We start from the raw sequence: 16,375 nt of genomic DNA, 5'->3' as shown, positions 1-16,375 counted from the left end.
CGATCACTCACGGGTGGCCAGCACATCACATGCGCTGGTGATGGCGTGGGACAGCCCCAGTGACGGAACCAGGGCAAGATCACCGTAAACCAGCGCGAGGCGGGTCTGTGTTCTGCCCAATTGCGGGTCAATCGTGTGGTGTGATTCCTGACAAGCCAGTGCACTTCGGCCCATCATCCATCCCCCGAGCACATATCCGGCAAGCATTAACATTGGCACCGAACCAAAGTACACGGCAGCTGTGTCCTTGTTTGCCGTTTCGAGGCACCATCTGACGCTGGCTTGCAGCGTGGCTGCGCCCTGTTCGATTTGTTGCCCAAGTCTTGCGAGGTGCTTGTCCTGACTGGTGGCGAGCGTGGTGGCCGTGTCGCGGATTTCGTTCACCAGTTCGGACATGGCTGCGCCCTGGTCACGCAAAATCTTTCTACCAATCAGATCGTTAGCCTGAATCGCCGTTGTGCCCTCATAAATGGGGGTGATTCTGGCGTCGCGCCAGAGCTGTCCTATTCCGGTTTCTTCTATGTATCCCATGCCGCCATGAATCTGGACCCCCAGAGACGATATCTCCACCGACTGCTCTGTGCACCAGCCTTTGACGATAGGGATCAGCAGATCAACCCGCGTTTGCGCCTTGAGGGCGGCAGTCTTGTCAGACTGGCTGCTCAGGTCAAGCTCGGTCGCTGCTTCGAGCGCCAGAGCACGCATGGCCTGGGTTCTGGCTTGCATTGATAGCAACATGCGCTGAACGTCGGGATGCAACGCGATCGGGCTGGGTCCTCCTGATGTGCCGGCCAGGAGGGTCCGACCTTGTATCCGTTCGTGAGCGTAGTCGCTGGCTTGTTGCAAGCTGCGCTGGGAAACGGCAACGCCTTGCAGGCCAACCTGCAAACGGGCGTGGTTCATCATGGTGAACATGTACGCGAGTCCCTGGTGTGGCTCGCCAATCAGATAACCGGTCGCTCCCTGATGATCGCCATAGCGCATGACCGCAGTCGGACTGCCATGAATTCCGACTTTGTGTTCCAGTGATACGCACGTCAGATCGTTGCGTGCCCCAGACTGCCATTTTCGGTGACGAGATACTTGGGAACGATGAATAACGAGATGCCTTTGACTCCGGCGGGCGCATCAGGCAGTCTGGCCAGGACCAGATGGATGATGTTCTGCGCCATGTCATGTTCGCCGTATGTGATGTAGATTTTTGAACCTTTGATCAGATAGTGATCTCCGCTTGGTATCGCCTTGGTGGTGATGGCTGCGAGATCAGAACCGGCCTGTGGTTCCGTCAGGTTCATCGTGCCCGTCCACTCGCCGCTGACCAGGCGCTCGAGAAACAGGCGCTGCAGATCTTCGCTCGCGTGATGCTCGATGGCATGGATTGCGCCTGCCGTGAGCATCGGACACAGGCCAAATGACATGCTTGCTGACTGCCACATTTCAGAGACGGCTGTCGAAATGGCCTGGCCGAGTGCCTGCCCACCATGTTCCGCAGGGCTCGACAGTCCGTTCCAGCCAGCTGCGACAAACTGCTGGTACGCGTCACGGTAACCCGGCGATGTGGTGACTACGCCGTTGGAGACACGAGGCGGTTGCTGTTCGCCAGTCTCGTTCAAGGGAGAAATGATCTCCTGCGCAAAACGGGCCGCCTCCCGCAAAACAGCTTGTGCAACATCGGATGAGCATTCGCTGAACTCTGGTAAATCCCGGGTTCGATTCAGGCCAGTAACGTGATTTAGCAGGAATGCCATCTCGGCAATGGGTGCTTGATATGGCGCGGGCATGCAAACCTCCAGACTTGTCGACAGGGGATTGAGGGTCAGGCATTTGCCCGGACAAGGAACCATCATATCGCAGGCTGGCTTGCAAGCGCATTGGGATTTGCCGTGCGCGAGCGCCAAGGTCTACGACCACTACCTTGAGTAGTCCTTGTCAGTCCTGGTAGTGGTCTGGAACGACCATGTCACGAGGTACGGGATGGCGAGTGTAGTCAGGGTGGTGAACGCGGGCCGGCAAGATGACCTCCGGATGCCCGATCTCCTGGTAGGGTACCTGCGACAGCAGGTGGTGAATACAGTTCAGGCGTGCGCGTTTCTTGTCGTTGCCCTCGACGATCCACCATGGTGCTTCAGGGATGTGGCTGCGATCAAGCATGGTTTCCTTGGCTTTGGTGTAGTCCTCCCACCGGCGCCTTGACTCCAGGTCCATCGGGCTCAGCTTCCATTGTTTGAGCGGGTCACGGATACGCATCTGGAACCGGGTGTGCTGTTCGTCATCAGTGATGGAAAACCAGTACTTGATCAACAGGATGCCTGAGCGCACCAGCATCGTCTCGAACGCAGGCACCGAACGGAAGAACTCCTCGTACTCTTCGTCTGAGCAGAAACCCATGACTCGCTCGACACCCGCGCGGTTATACCAACTTCGGTCAAACAGTACGATTTCTCCACCAGCCGGCAAGTGGCTGATGTACCTCTGGAAGTACCACTGCGACTTTTCCCGTTCGCTCGGAGCCGGCAGTGCGGCAACCCGACAGACCCTGGGGTTGAGTCGCTGGGTGATGCGTTTGATTGCACCGCCCTTGCCGGCAGCATCCCTTCCTTCAAAAATGACGACAACTTTCAGTTTCTGGGCAACGACCCAGTCTTGCAGCTTGACGAGCTCACCCTGGAGCCTGAAGAGATCTTTGAAGTACAGGCGACGGTCCATGCCGTTGCCTCTGGTGGCAGGGGCATCGAGCAGCAGTTCGTCAATACGATCGTCGTCAAGCTCCATCTCGAGTTCTTCGTCGTAACTGTCAATGAGGTCTGCTTGTGCACGTTGCAGAAAGTTCTCTGGATTGGTCATAATTCTCAGGGTCGGTTCGAGTCTGGACTGCCGGATCGTGAGGGTAGATCCGGCAGTCCGCCAGCCAAGCATAAAGCTGAGTTATGACAGGTTTGTGTCAGCAATTCATGCTTGCAAGTCCTTGCCGTTGAATCATGGTAGTCGATTCAAACCAGAAACAGCGTGGCGAGCCCGAGGAACAGAAAAAAGCCGAGCGAGTCTGTGGCAAAAGTCAACAAGACAGATGAGCCAATGGCGGGATCCTTTCCAAACCGCGCCCGGACCATGGGCACCATGACTCCAACAAGCGCGCCGATCAGCATGTTCCCTATCATGGCTGCGATCATGACCAGAGCGATAGGGATCGAGCTTGAAATCCACCATGCAAACAACCCGGCGACAAAGCTTCCGGCCAGGCCCACGAGCAGTGTGACCAGAAATTCGCGTTTGACCAGTTGCCAGGCATTCTGGTTCGTTACCCGGCCGACAGCCAGGGCGCGGATGATCAGCGTCATTGTCTGGTTGCCAGAGTTGCCGCCGATGCCTGCGACGATGGACATCAGAAACGCAAGCACCACGATATGACTGACCGTGTCTTCAAATCGTGACGCAACGAATGCCGCAGTGCTAGCCGTACAGAGGTTCAGTAACAGCCATGGGGCGCGATTGCGAAGCGCACGCAGGACCGGTGCAAAAATATCTTCTTCCTGCATACCCGCTCGAGACAGGGCCTGCTCGTCGCTGTCTTCCCGGATGACGTCCACCACATCGGCGATGGTGACCCGTCCGATCAGTCTGCCTCGATCATCCACAACCGGCGCTGAAACCAGGTCGTAACGTTCGAATGCGCCAGCTGCCTCAGCGTCAGTATCATGGGGATTCAGTGTCAGGTAGTCAGTGCTCATCACGTCACGCACCATGGAGTCCGGATCGTTGACCAGCAGGGTGGACAGCGACAGTACACCAAGCAGGCGATCAGTGCGGTCGACCACAAATATCTGGTCTGTGTGATCGGGCAGCTCCGGCTGACGCCTCAGATATCGTAGAACGACTTCGAGGGAGACGTCGTCGCGTACGCGCACCATCTCGAAGTCCATGATGCCGCCGACACTGTCTTCCGGATAACCCATGGCTTCGATCAGCTGGGCTCTTTCCTTGACCGTCAGTCCTTTCTGGACTTCGGCAATCACGTCCGGAGGGAGATTCGCGACCAGGTCGGCAATCTCGTCGGCCTCCATGTTCTCGGTCGCTGCCACCAGATCGGCCCGATCCATTGTCTCGATCAGAGACTGCCTGACCCAGTCGGCAACCTCCAGCAGCACGTCTGCATCAAACTCGGATTGCACCATTTGCCAGATCAGCTGGCGCTCTTCTTTGGGCAGCGATTCCAGGATGAATGCAATGTCTGCAGGATGGAGGTCGTTGACGAGGGAGCGCAGTTCCTGCTCGTGCTGCCGGTGCATCAGTCCTTCGACCAATGGCCCACGCTCGTCGCCTTCTTCCTGCTGATGAACAAGGTACTCGACTAGTGCGTGTCTGCGTAGTTGCTCCTGAACGCGTGCCAGAGCCAGTTGTGCGTCTTCCGGATCCAGCCGTCTGTTGGGTTTTTCAGGGGAGGAAACTGTTTCAGCCATTTCTGTCACCACCTGAGTCAGTCTTTGGAGAACCAGTGCTCGACCAGCTTGACCCAGTAAGTCGCACCAAGCGGCAGCAGTTCATCGTTAAAATCGTAAGAGCCGTTATGTAGCGTGCACGGGCCAAGGCCATGTCCGGCCTCCCGATGTTCACCCACACCGTTACCGATCCAGCAATAGCAACCGGGCACTTGTTCGAGCATGAAAGAAAAGTCTTCAGCTCCCATGGTTGGAACGACACGGGGATCGACATGATCGTCGCCCACGATACTGCGCATGACCTCCACGCAGAGCGCGGTTTCAGCTTCAGTGTTGATCGTGGGCGGGTAGTTACGTTCAAAGCGCATGGTTGCCTTGCAGTTCATGGCCTCACAGCAGTTATGCAGAATCTCGCCCATCCGGGATTCGATCATGTCCAGCGTGTCGTAGGTGAATGTGCGAACCGTGCCGACCATCTGCGCCTGGGTCGGAATGACGTTGGTTGCGCTGCCGGCATGGACCTGGGTGATGCTCACCACCGCTGCTTCCATCGGGTGGCGATTACGGCTGACGATGGTCTGCAGCGCCTGGGCCACCTGAATTGTGGCCATGATGGGGTCTGCGCCCAGGTGAGGCATACCAGCGTGTGTGCCTTTGCCTTCAATGTCAATGAAGAACTCGCTGCTTGATGCCATGATCGGTCCTGGCGTGACACCAAACTGGCCAGCGGGCATTCCTGGCCAGTTGTGCATGCCAAAGACCGCCTGCATCGGAAACTTTTTGAACAGTCCATCCTCGATCATCTTGCGCGCGCCCCCAGCCCCTTCCTCGGCAGGCTGGAAAATCAGATAGACAGTGCCGTCGAACTCGCGGTGTTGCGCCAGGTAGCGCGCTGCGCCGAGCAGCATGGCAGTGTGACCATCATGGCCACAGCCGTGCATGATGCCTTCGTGCCGGCTGACATGTTCAAAAGAGTTGGCTTCTGACATAGGCAGGGCATCCATGTCTGCGCGCAGGCCGATGGCTGGACCGTCAGTGGATCGGCCTTCGATGATGCCGACCACACCTGTCTGGCCTAGTCCGCGGTCGATCGGAATGTTCCATTCGGTTAACAGGCGCGCGACGACGTCAGCGGTGCGGTGTTCTTCGAAGGCCAGCTCCGGATGAGCATGGATGTCCCGGCGAATCGTTCGGAACTCGTCGTGCCACTGCAAAATCGGTTCGATCAGTTTCATACGTCGCTCGCTGGAGGGGGTGATTTATCAGTTGAAGTTCAAGGGCTGTTGTCGACCACTGGGTGGATCAACGAGGGCCCGGGACTTAATTGTTGAAGTCGGGTAGTCGCGATGGGTGGTGACCGGACGGGGCACACCCTGCATGACTGGCCCGGCCAAAAAGCCGCAGGTAGGCAGCGGGCACTCGCCCGAAGGTCGCAAATCAATGGTTTCAAGGGTCAGACGCGTGTGTAAAAACCTGCAAGGGTCACCCGCGACCTGACCTGTAAAAAACCTTATTATCGTTCCAAAATACGTTTCATTGTTATGAAAACTTGGGGAGTCGGGGGCAATGAAGGATCTGCGCAGCTACGCGTCACTGGTTGATTTGCTGGACCAGGCCATGGCCAGGCACCGGGACCGTACTGCGTGTTTGAGTTTCGGGCACGCCACTACTTATGGGCAACTCGATGCGCTAGCCAGCCAGTGGGCACACTGGCTGGTTTCGCTCGGATTGCCTGCCCAGAGTCGGGTCGCCATCATGTTGCCGAATGTGACGGCAAGCCTGGTGGCCTTGCTAGGAACTCTGCGGGCAGGACTTGTTGTCGTAAACGTCAACCCACTCTACACGGCAAGAGAGCTGGCAACCCAGTTGCGAGACAGCGAAAGCCAGGTCATCGTTGTGTTTGAGGCGTTTGCGCACACGCTTGCGCAACTGCCGTTGCGTGATCAGCCTCGTCATCAGGTTGTCGTCCGGGCTGGCGATTTGCTTCCCAGATTCAAGTCCGGTCTGATCAACTTCGTCGCACACTACGTCAAGCGCGGGATCAAACCCTGGCGCTTGCCCAAATCCTGTCTGTTTACACAGGTGCTGGAGAACGGACGCGTGTATGAGCGAAGCGGGCAAGGGCGTCAAATACAGCAAGAGCAGGGCGCACCGCGCTTGCCGCGGTTACAAGCTAGCGATCTGGCATTCATTCAGTACACAGGTGGTACGACCGGCGAGCCACGCGGGGCCATGCTCACCCATGCCAATCTGGTCGCCAATATTCTGCAGGTGGGCGAGGTGGCACATCCGGCGATTGGCCATTTGCTGGACCGTCCGCTGACGATGTTTACTGCGTTGCCTCTGTATCACGTCTTTGCAATGACGGTCTGTGCGCTGTATTCCCTGCATGCCGGTATGCGGATTGTCCTGGTGACCAATGCCCGTGACCTTGATACCCTGGTCAAGACGTGGAAGGCCAATCCCCCGGAGATCTTCCCGGGTGTGAACACGCTGTTCAATGCGCTTTTGCGGCACGACGGATTCAGGAAGCTGGATTTTTCGAGTTTGCGGTTGACGCTTGGAGGTGGCATGGCAGTGCATCAATCGGTCGCCGAACAATGGCAGGAACTGACGGGTCGACCTGTCATACAGGGATATGGCATGTCTGAAACGTCCCCGGTTATCAGCGCCTGTCAGACCGATTCAACCCGGTTCACAGGTTCGGTTGGAAGGCCTTTGCCAGGTACAGGGATACAAGTGCTTGACGGTGACCGTCATCCTGTTGCGATGGGGGAGGTCGGCGAGATTGCTGTTCGCGGTCCTCAGGTCATGGCCGGTTACTGGCGGGCATCGCAGGCGACGCTGGAGTGCATGACGGCGGACGGTTTTTTTCTCACGGGCGACCTCGGGTTTGTGGATCAGCAGGGCTGTATCACGCTGGTCGACAGGAAGAAAGACATGGTGCTTGTGTCTGGCTTCAATGTCTATCCTGCCGAAATCGACGCGGTGTTCGCAGAGCATCCCGATGTGCTCGAGTGTGCTGCGGTTGGTTTTCCTGATGCTCAGTCAGGCGAGGCGATCAAACTGTTCGTCGTTCCTCGTGTCGCCGAGGTCGACAAAGCGTCGCTTGCTCGCTGGAGTGAGCACCGGCTGACACCCTACAAACGCCCCCGGGAGTTCGTGTTGGTGGACAGTCTTCCAAAAAATGCAGTTGGCAAGACTTTGCGCAGGATCTTGCGTCAGATGTACGACTGAGTCCGGTCAGGTGGCAGACTGCATGTGCGCCCGAAAAACCGAAACCAGAGCGTCGTGTATCCCCGGGCCGGCCGCCACCAGGCGACCTGCCGCAGGCCACGCGGCCTCAGAGTCAAGTGGGTCAGATACCCGGGCACCGGCTTCGCTGGCAATCACCACACCAGCTGCAATATCCCAGGTGCTAAGTTTCTCTTCAAAATAGCCATCAACACGTCCGCATGCAACCCAGGCGAGATCGAGAGCTGCAGCGCCGTTGCGACGGATGCCTCGGGTGCAAAGCACGACATCCTTGATGACATTCATGTAAGCATCGATCTGATCCAGTTCCCGAACCGGGATGCCCGCTGCAATCAGCGCGTTCTCCATCTGCGTGACGCCAGAATGCTGGATACGGTGACCGTTGCACCAGGCGCCGACACCACGCAGACCGGTAAAGATTTCTTCCCTGCTTGGGTCGTAGATCACGCCAAGAACGGGTGTATCCGCCTCCAGAACCTGACCGGTCGGATCTTTAGTGCCCGCGTGCGCTACAAGTCCGATCGAGACTGCAAAGTGGCCAATTCCGTGCAAGTAGTTGGTCGTCCCATCCAGTGGGTCAATATGCCAGGTGGCCGCACCTTCTGACTGTCCCCCAGATTCCTCGGCGATAATTCCGAGTTCCGGCGTGCCGGCACGCAAGATTTCGATGACAGCCTGCTCTGATTCCCTGTCAGCCTGGGAAACCAGGTCGTTTCTGCCCTTGAAGTCGATCACCAGACTGTTGGGGGCGCTACGGTAACTGTTGAGAATAGCGGCGCCGGCGTGGGCAGCCTGCACGGCGGTTTCGAGGTAGTCAGTCAAAGGCAGCATCGGGCTAGGTATCCGGCAAGTATGAGACAACAGAATCAGTACGACGAGAAAGGATAACTGTGACAGATTATCGCGCCTTTGTTTCATCGTTGCGACACAGGGGATCTGGAACTTTAACAAAGCCGTTCCAGATTACGATTGTGGACTTGTCGGGCAACGCACCTGACGCGATGCTTTCCTGGGCAAGGGTGTTTCGTCGCGGGCTGATTCAGGCGCTCGGGCCTGCGAATGCGGGTGATCTGGTTCTCAACCTTTATGGGGCAACAGACGCTTGTGGGTGGGGGGCGTCGGAGCTTGCGCGCAAACTTGCACCAGAGTACGGATTGCCAGGTATGCACCGGCTGGATGCCCTGGAATTCGGCCTGGTACTCACATTGATGGTTCGCCGCACTGGAAGTGATCCGGGCGAACTGGCTGCGCAGCTTTGTGTGCAGGCCGATGCCATCCTGACCGAGTCGCTCGGGTGTGAACAGGAGCCTGATGAGCCATTTGCCGGGCTTTCACCGGGGCAGTTGTCTACGCTCTTGCGAGCTGATGGAGTGGTGATCGAGCGGGCGAGCGGGCGAATTGTTCCGGGTCTGGCGGTTACGAAAATGAAACCTATGCGTTCACCTTGCATCTGGTTGCGTGATGATTGCGCTGTCAGTCCGGGTGCCAGTGTGGCGGTGGTAGGCGCAGGCATCGCCGGGCTGACCGTCGCCCATGCGTTGAGTCATCGCGGGTTCGCCGTCACGGTTCTTGATGAGCACGATCCGTTGGGTCCTCAGGGTGTGCATCACGGTCATCTGGCCGCTGCACTCACGCCCGTCATCTCGGCAGATGACAACGTCAGAAGCAGGCTCTCGAGAGCCGGCGCACTGATGGCTGACCGTCTCTGGCGTGAACTGCCTGAGAGTGTTGGACGTCGCTGCGGGGCGTTGCAACTGCAAAAGCCGCGGGGAGCTCGTCGTCAGGTCGATCTGGCAAAGGTTGCAGCCGGATTTGATCTGCCGCAGTGGGCTCGTTCCGTGGATGTACGCGAGGCGTCTGATCTGGCGGGCTGTCAGCTGGATCGAGGTGGTTTGTGGATGCCAGGCGGCTGGCTGATTCGCGTGCCATCGCTGCTACAGACGCTGGTACAACAGGCCAGCGTGACCGTGCAGGTTGCCAAGGTGTGTCGCGTTGAGCGCCGTGCTGGACAATGGGTGGTGTTTGGTGCTCACGGTGAAGCTCTGGCACACGCCGGTGCCGTGGTGCTGGCCACCGCGGGTGATGCGCCATCTTTGCTGGCGCGTAGTCCGGTTGACCTGTCTGGTCAGGCAGATGATGCGGGCATCAGGCGTATGCAGGTCATGCACCGGCTGGCAGGGGAAGTGACATGGATTCCGGAACAAGTGATTGCGAGCGGGCCACGCTGTATCCTCGGGGGCGACGGTTACGTGCTGCCGGCAGTTGATGGCTGGTGTGTGGCCGGTGGAACTTATGTACGGGATGCCAGCCAGGCGCAGGTGACAGACCAGGGGCGGGCGGAGAATCTTCAGCGAGTCGCGAGCCTGTTGAACCTGCCGGATCTGCCGGGGCAGGTCGGAGACGGGGTGAGTAGCTGGCCTGGGTGGGCTGGCTGGCGGGCCGTAGTGCCCGGTCGGCTACCTGTTGTCGGACCCGTTGGGGCTGATCCGGGTCTGTTTGTCTGTACGGCGGGTGCGTCTCGAGGTCTGACATGGTCCAGCCTTCAGGCCCACCTGATTGCAGACTTGCTTCAGGCGAGAGCGCCTGCACTCGAGCGTGTTCTTCTGGCCAATATTGCGTCCGGATTTCTGTGAGTTAGTGTGAAGTTTTGCCTTTTTGTCAGGTTTTTGATGAACCAAGTTTATAAAATGCGCTAAATCCGTCAAAATAGGGGTTTAGCCGTTTCTCCATTCCCATTGCACATGAACCTAGACACACTCAAACTACTTGAGAGTAGCGCATCTAAACATCTCTTTGATGCAGGTTCTGGATCCAGGCTCGTTGTCGAACCGCATGCTCCAGGCATGTATCGTCTTCGCATTGGTGAGTCCGATGCGGTGGCGAGCGACCTGCCCGCCAGACCCCGCGCCCGAGCCCAGGCAGAAATGCTTCTGGCCCGGGCTGAAGTGATTGGTGAGGCCGAGCTCACAGTAGTCCAGGAACCCGCAAGCTGGCTGATTCGACACGGACAGACCGGGGTCATCCTCGGACAAAGTCCATTTCGTATTTCGCTGGTCCGGTTTGATGAAGAAGACCGGATGCATCCTGTTGCAAGCAGTACGTCTGACGGGATTTGCCATCAGGACGGGCACTGGAGTGTCGCAATGGAATTGCGACCCGATGAAGCCGTTCATGGTCTCGGACAGACTTCGACTGACTTGAACCGGCGAGGAGAGTACATTGTCTCGGACGATCCCGCTCATCGCGCGCTTCCACTTGCGTGGAGCCCGACAGGTTGGGGACTTTACGTCAATGCGCCCGGACGGACCGACCATGATGTTGGTGTCGATGACCCCAACGCTTACAGGGTCTACTTTCAGAGTCCGGTGTTTGACATATTCCTGTTTGCCGGTGATCCCGGGGATATTCTGAACCAGTACACAGCCTTGACGGGGCGAGCCGGACAACCCTCTCTGTGGGCGCTGGGTGCCTGGCTCCGGCAGCCCAGGGACTGTTCTGCGAGTCAGTTGCTCGAACTTGTGCGCAAACTGCGCGAACAGGGAGTTTGCCTTGACGCAGTCATGATGCGAGAGCCGATGGCCTGGAGTTTCAACGAGGCCAAGTTGTCGCTTGAGTGGGATGCCGAACGGTTCCCGGATCCGAAACGAGCACTTGATCTGTTTGCGAGCGAATCAGTTCACGTCTGTCTGCCCACACTGCCTGCTATCAAGGCAAGTTCGTCTACCTTTGCCGAGCTAGAGGATCGAGGCTGGTTGCTGGCAAATGAAGATACGGCGGATGCTTGTGTCTTTACAGGTAATGATGTCACCGGCGGGGATGATTTTGCGCTGCTTGATCTGACTCATAAGGACGTCTACCAGGTCTGGACCGAACGGCATCGTCAGTTGGCCGAGGACGGAGTCGCGGCCGTTTCTTGTAGCACCCAGTTCGATATTCCCGACGACATCACCGCGCGTTCTGGTGAGTCTGGTGCGGTTTTGCGTACGCTGTATCCTGTACTGACACGAACAGCGCTGTTCGAAGCCTGGGCCGGGAACAAGGTGCCGCCAGAAGGTGTTGTGCTGACCAGTGATCTGATGCCTGCGGCGCAGCGCTTCCCGTGGCAGGCACCCACCGTGGTAGAGCAGTCATGGGGAGGAATGTGCGAAGCCATTCGACTTGCGCTCTCGACGGGTTCCAGCGGTGTGCCTTTACAGATGCTTGCCATCGGAGACGAGAGCCAGGACCCCGCAACAGTTGATACGCAACTGACCTTGCGCTGGCTTGCCATGGCTGTTTTTTCCGGGAACTTCCAGTTCGAGAACCCGGCTGCCTTGATGTCTGATAAATGGGATGATACTTCTCGAGAAGCCATGGCGCACTGGATGCAATGGCGCTATCGTCTGATCCCTTATGTCCTGGGCGCGATCGAAGATGCGGCCAGGACCGGTTTGCCAGTCCAGCGATCCATGGCAATGAGCTTCCCGGCTGATCTAGTGGCGCATGAGTGGGATACGCAGTATCTCCTTGGTCCGGCTGTGCTGGTTGCACCTGTTACCCATCCCGGTAAGCAGACCGAGATCTACCTGCCTGAAGGAGATGCCTGGTGGGATCTGGCGACCGGGTGGCGTTATGAGGGAGGTACGACTTTGACACTGGAAGTCGGTCTGGACAGTATCCCGCTCTTTGGCCGTGAAGGTCACATGCTTTGCCTTGGGCCAGCTGCCAGTCACACGGGAGAGTTCAACTCGGCGCGCATACTCGAAGAGGTCTGGATGTTCGGTATGCCGGTTCACAACCCGGTTGTGATGCGTAACAAGATACGGGTCATGCAGATGCAAGGTTCGAGTTACATCAAGGGTCTGGAAGGTCTCAAGATCATGCCGTCAGAAGGGCTTGAGGTCAAGCGAAGAGGGGCGGAGGTCAGAATCTCCCGAGCCCGGTAACCGGTTATCTCGGTTGGAGGGCGATCAGGTTTTTCCTGTATCGCCGTCTTCTTTGTCATCCCGTCCAGCGGAAAGGCCTGAAAGACATTGCTGTCCTTCAGGCCTTTCCGTTCTGGCACACTTTACCGGCGACCATGGCGCCTCATCCTGCAGCACAGTATCCACCGACTCTCATTCAGGCCGGGGTTGCAGAACCTGCTGTACGTGAATCAGTATGCTTGATCAGGTTTTGTAGGACGGGTCGGTGCGGTCAAGCTTTCGCAGCAGCGCTGGCCATTCCATGAGACCGTATGGACGGCGGGTGCCGGGCTGGTAATTGTTCCAGGTCTCCTCCAGCACTGCTGATGGCACCTTGGCCATGGGCGTGTTGCAGGCCATCGCGGCAAGCTGGGAAAAGCAAGAAAGCTCCAGACGGTGCATCCAGTTAAAGGCTTCCCCGACAGATCGTCCAACGGTCAGTGCACCGTGGTTACGCAGAATCAGTGCTTCACCTGTTCCAAGGTCTGCAACAAGCGATTCCTTTTCCTCATCGTTGAGTACCACTCCCTGATAGTCATGGTAGCTGATTTTGAGAAACCGCATAGCAGTCTGTGTCAGTGGCAACAAACCACATTCCAGCGAAGACACGGCCATGGATGCCCAGCTATGGGTGTGAATCACGCAGGCGACATCGTGGCGCGCTTCGTGAATGGCACTATGAATAACGATCCCCGCCCGGTTGACGCCGTAGTTCAGTTCGCCGAAATCCGGTTTGTAGATCACATTGCCCTGCATGTCGACTTTAATCAGGCAGGATGCTGTGATCTCGTCGTACATCAGACCATAAGGGTTGATCAGATAGGTTCCTTCCTCACCCGGTATTCGTGCCGAAATGTGGTTAGCCATCATATCGGACATGCCATACATGTCAACGAGCCGGTAACAGGCAGCCAGGTCGATACGGGCCTGCCATTCCTCGGGTGAAACCTTGTCTTTGATACTCGGGATGACGAGTCGTCCATTCTCTACCATTCTGTTCCTCACTGTGACGGTGTGTTCACGAAATTCTTCTGCGCTTTTTATACCGCACGGCGGGACTCCAGTGCGGTCGCAGGAAACAGGAATTCTCAAAAACCGAGTGCTGATGCAGGACGTCTGGGGGGATTGACTAGTAGTAGACCCAGACATGAGCTGGCGGCACGTTTGCCACGACCCATTTACGTCGACGCGAACAGGCAAACCCGGTGCCTTCCAGCGGATTGGAAAGGCCATAAGTGAAGATGACACACCATTTGATATGTCCAGATTCGTGACCTTGCCGAATTGACTCGATAAATCTGTCGCGTAACGGATTGTTGATCAGTGGAACTGAAATGACCAAGCCAATTGACTGTTCGAGCGACTGCAAAAATTGCAATCCACAGCCATGGCGAATGTCGAGTTGCGGAAAGCGCTGCCTGAGCAGGAGGGCGAATGCCTCTTCAATTTCAACGACAACGGGGTTGAATGGCTGCAGATGCCGGGTAATCGAACCAGTCCCTGCTCCGATTTCGACAACGGACTCAACCGCAGGCAGCTCAGTGACGGCTTTGGCCATCTGTCTGCCGAGATGACGCGACGAAGGCAGCAAGGCTCCAACTGATTTGGGTTTGGCAAGAAAGCGATTGAGGAAGACGCCGTGCAAATGAGTCACTATTCGTTATTCAGTAATCTATCATTAAAGCATGACAGATGGGCCTCAGAAAAGTTGCACCTCATATATGGTGCACACGCGTACATTCGGCGGGTCGCTTTCTGAAAATATGGCTTTCTTGAGCGCATGCCAATCCGTCTGACATGGAGGAAACACCGCGAATCATAGTGTGTGAAACGTCCACGTTCAAGTGATTCTGGATGGCAGTCTGCCAGGGACCCGAGTATCAGTCCCGAATCTGACAGTGAATGACAATCGTTCAGATCGATTTGAAGCCATTTCGTGGATCAAAACGCTCCACTTCGTCGGTGATCAGTCCGTCGATACCCAGATTAATCAGACGTCGAGCCGTCAGTTCATCGTTGACGGTGTAGGACAGACAGCGCATGCCCATTTCATGCACGCTACCCACGATATCAGCCGACACGATTTCGTGGTTGCAGATCAGCGCATGACATTGCAGTTCATTCACAGTCGATTGCCACTGCGGACGAAGTGTGTGCATCAACTGCGCGCGAGCGAGCTCGGGTGCAGCTTCCATTGCCGCACGCAATGCATCGACGCTAAACGAACTCAGCAGCGGCTTGATTTCGCATTCTTGCCAAGCGGCGCAGGCAGCTTGTGCAATCAATGTGCCGGTGATCAGCTCGTGACCGGGAACTGGTTTGATTTCGATGTTCAGCATACAGTCATTGGCCTGACAGAATGCGTTCAGTCTGTCCAGCGTTGCAACCGGTTCCCCAGCGTACAGGGTGCTGTGCCACTGACCGGCATCGAGTCGTTGGGCCTGATCCCAGCTGACTTCGCTGGCCAGCCCGGTGCCATTGGTGGTGCGGTCCAGCGTGGCGTCGTGCAGCAGGATGATCTGGTGATCTGCTGTGAGCTTGGCGTCGCACTCGAACATCCTGTAGCCCGCTTGATATCCATAACGAAACGCCGCCAATGTGTTTTCGGGGGCGTGCAGTCCTGCACCGCGGTGCGCAATCCATTGAGGGTACGGCCAGTCTTTCTGTTTCATTCTGATTTTTGCCAGGTTTTCAAGGTTCGATCCGGAGGCCGCTTGCAGCATCGAACCAGTGTATGAGATGTGTGGCGATCTGGATCCGGACCGAGTCACCGATGACAGGAGGGGGAGCAGCCGCATCCAGTCGAATGACGAGTGGCTCGTCTCCCAGTCGCGCGTGAACAAGGCGTTCTGCACCCAGCAATTCGATGGTTTCGACCATGGCGCGCAGGCCTGAGAACCTTTGCACGTCCGGATCGAAATCAGAGGGCTGCAGCGTCACGTGCTCGGGTCTTATTCCCAGTACCTTGCCTTGCGGTATGCCCGGAACATGGTGAAGCAGGTTCATGGCGGGTGACCCGATGAATCCCGCTACAAACATGGTTGCCGGTCGGTTATAGACGACTTCAGGCGTGTCAAATTGCTCGATCCTGCCGCCATTCATGACGATCATGCGGTCAGCCAGCGTCATGGCCTCGATCTGGTCATGCGTGACAAACAGCATGGTGACCGCCAGGCGCCGGTGCAGTTTCTGGATCTCCAGCCGGGTATGGACTCGGAGTTTTGCATCAAGGTTCGACAGCGGCTCATCAAACAGAAAGGCGGCAGGCTGTCTGACGATTGCCCTTCCCATTGCGACCCGCTGTCGCTGGCCACCCGATAGTTCGCGCGGCTTGCGCTCGAGCATTTCATTCAATCCCAGAATGCTGGCTGCTTCCTGTACACGCAGGTCAATCTCGGACTGCTTCATCCCGGCAATCTTCAGCGCGTATGCCATGTTGGCCTTGACACTCATGTGTGGATAGAGCGCATAGTTCTGGAACACCATCGCAATGTTGCGTCTGGATGGATCGAGGTCGTTGACGACATGTCCATTGATGATGACCTGGCCTTCACTGATGCTTTCCAGCCCTGCGACCATCCTGAGCAGTGTCGATTTTCCACAACCAGAGGGGCCCACAATCACGACCAGTTCAGATGGCTTGATCGTGGCGTTGAAATCATGAATGGCCTGAAAAGCAGGTCTGGCCCGGTCACCATAAATCTTGTTGACATGAACGAATTCGATCGCTGACATATGAGT

12 protein-coding genes and 1 pseudogene are annotated in these 16,375 nt (G+C 57.0%); 4 read left to right on the top strand and 9 right to left on the bottom strand.

Features of this window, described 5'->3' with window-relative positions; genetic code table 11:
- Nucleotides 1–3: 3 nt before the first annotated feature.
- Nucleotides 4–1,781, bottom strand: a pseudogene (locus DBV39_RS20645) (acyl-CoA dehydrogenase).
- Here DBV39_RS20645 and DBV39_RS19520 point away from each other — a divergent pair.
- Nucleotides 1,780–1,923 carry a hypothetical protein gene (locus DBV39_RS19520; protein ID WP_159078918.1) on the top strand — a complete coding sequence of 48 codons (144 nt, stop codon included), beginning with the start codon at nucleotides 1,780–1,782 and terminating at the stop codon, nucleotides 1,921–1,923. The pseudogene DBV39_RS20645 and the gene DBV39_RS19520 sit on opposite strands and share 2 nt — an antisense overlap.
- A gap of 6 nt (nucleotides 1,924–1,929) precedes the next feature.
- Here DBV39_RS19520 and ppk2 read toward each other — a convergent pair whose 3' ends face one another.
- The 3 genes from ppk2 to DBV39_RS11610 all read right to left on the bottom strand — a co-directional run bounded on the left by ppk2 (nucleotide 1,930) and on the right by DBV39_RS11610 (nucleotide 5,671).
- On the bottom strand, nucleotides 1,930–2,844 hold the full coding sequence (gene ppk2 / locus DBV39_RS11620; RefSeq protein ID WP_108623245.1) for a polyphosphate kinase 2: 915 nt from the start codon (nucleotides 2,842–2,844) through the stop codon (nucleotides 1,930–1,932).
- A 146-nt stretch (nucleotides 2,845–2,990) separates the two neighbouring features.
- Nucleotides 2,991–4,457, bottom strand: a complete 1,467-nt coding sequence (gene mgtE / locus DBV39_RS11615; protein WP_108621662.1) for a magnesium transporter — start codon at nucleotides 4,455–4,457, stop codon at nucleotides 2,991–2,993.
- A 17-nt stretch (nucleotides 4,458–4,474) separates the two neighbouring features.
- A complete protein-coding gene (locus tag DBV39_RS11610; protein ID WP_108621661.1) occupies nucleotides 4,475–5,671 on the bottom strand; it encodes a M20 aminoacylase family protein in 1,197 nt (398 codons plus the stop codon).
- 331 nt (nucleotides 5,672–6,002) lie between these two features.
- On the opposite strand from DBV39_RS11610, the gene DBV39_RS11605 reads away from it, so the two are divergent.
- On the top strand, nucleotides 6,003–7,673 hold the full coding sequence (locus DBV39_RS11605; protein ID WP_108621660.1) for an AMP-binding protein: 1,671 nt from the start codon (nucleotides 6,003–6,005) through the stop codon (nucleotides 7,671–7,673).
- Nucleotides 7,674–7,679: 6 nt separating this feature from the next.
- On the opposite strand, the gene DBV39_RS11600 is transcribed toward DBV39_RS11605, so the two are convergent.
- Nucleotides 7,680–8,522, bottom strand: a complete 843-nt coding sequence (locus DBV39_RS11600; protein ID WP_108621659.1) for an inositol monophosphatase family protein — start codon at nucleotides 8,520–8,522, stop codon at nucleotides 7,680–7,682.
- 146 nt (nucleotides 8,523–8,668) lie between these two features.
- Between DBV39_RS11600 and mnmC the strand changes: the two genes are divergently transcribed.
- Nucleotides 8,669–10,324 carry an FAD-dependent 5-carboxymethylaminomethyl-2-thiouridine(34) oxidoreductase MnmC gene (gene mnmC / locus DBV39_RS11595; RefSeq protein ID WP_159078917.1) on the top strand — a complete coding sequence of 552 codons (1,656 nt, stop codon included), beginning with the start codon at nucleotides 8,669–8,671 and terminating at the stop codon, nucleotides 10,322–10,324.
- A gap of 108 nt (nucleotides 10,325–10,432) precedes the next feature.
- Nucleotides 10,433–12,616 carry a glycoside hydrolase family 31 protein gene (locus DBV39_RS11590; protein WP_108621657.1) on the top strand — a complete coding sequence of 728 codons (2,184 nt, stop codon included), beginning with the start codon at nucleotides 10,433–10,435 and terminating at the stop codon, nucleotides 12,614–12,616.
- A 222-nt stretch (nucleotides 12,617–12,838) separates the two neighbouring features.
- On the opposite strand, the gene DBV39_RS11585 is transcribed toward DBV39_RS11590, so the two are convergent.
- From DBV39_RS11585 to DBV39_RS11570, 4 genes are all read right to left on the bottom strand, one after another.
- The gene (locus tag DBV39_RS11585) at nucleotides 12,839–13,627 is read right to left on the bottom strand and encodes a class II aldolase/adducin family protein (protein ID WP_108621656.1); all 789 of its coding nucleotides are present in this window, start codon (nucleotides 13,625–13,627) and stop codon (nucleotides 12,839–12,841) included.
- A gap of 136 nt (nucleotides 13,628–13,763) precedes the next feature.
- Nucleotides 13,764–14,288, bottom strand: coding sequence for a class I SAM-dependent methyltransferase (locus DBV39_RS11580; RefSeq protein ID WP_159078916.1), 525 nt, complete (start codon nucleotides 14,286–14,288; stop codon nucleotides 13,764–13,766).
- 259 nt (nucleotides 14,289–14,547) lie between these two features.
- Nucleotides 14,548–15,306 (bottom strand): glycerophosphodiester phosphodiesterase, encoded by a 759-nt coding sequence (gene ugpQ, locus DBV39_RS11575; protein WP_108623244.1) that lies wholly within the window; start codon nucleotides 15,304–15,306, stop codon nucleotides 14,548–14,550.
- 19 nt (nucleotides 15,307–15,325) lie between these two features.
- Complete coding sequence (locus DBV39_RS11570) at nucleotides 15,326–16,369, bottom strand: ABC transporter ATP-binding protein (protein WP_108621654.1); 1,044 nt, start codon at nucleotides 16,367–16,369, stop codon at nucleotides 15,326–15,328.
- Nucleotides 16,370–16,375: the final 6 nt, after the last annotated feature.

The organism is Orrella marina, assembly GCF_003058465.1.
GTDB lineage: Bacteria > Pseudomonadota > Gammaproteobacteria > Burkholderiales > Burkholderiaceae_B > Algicoccus > Algicoccus marinus.
Note: the sequence above shows the minus strand (reverse complement) of the source record. Positions and strands in the feature narration are given on the sequence as shown.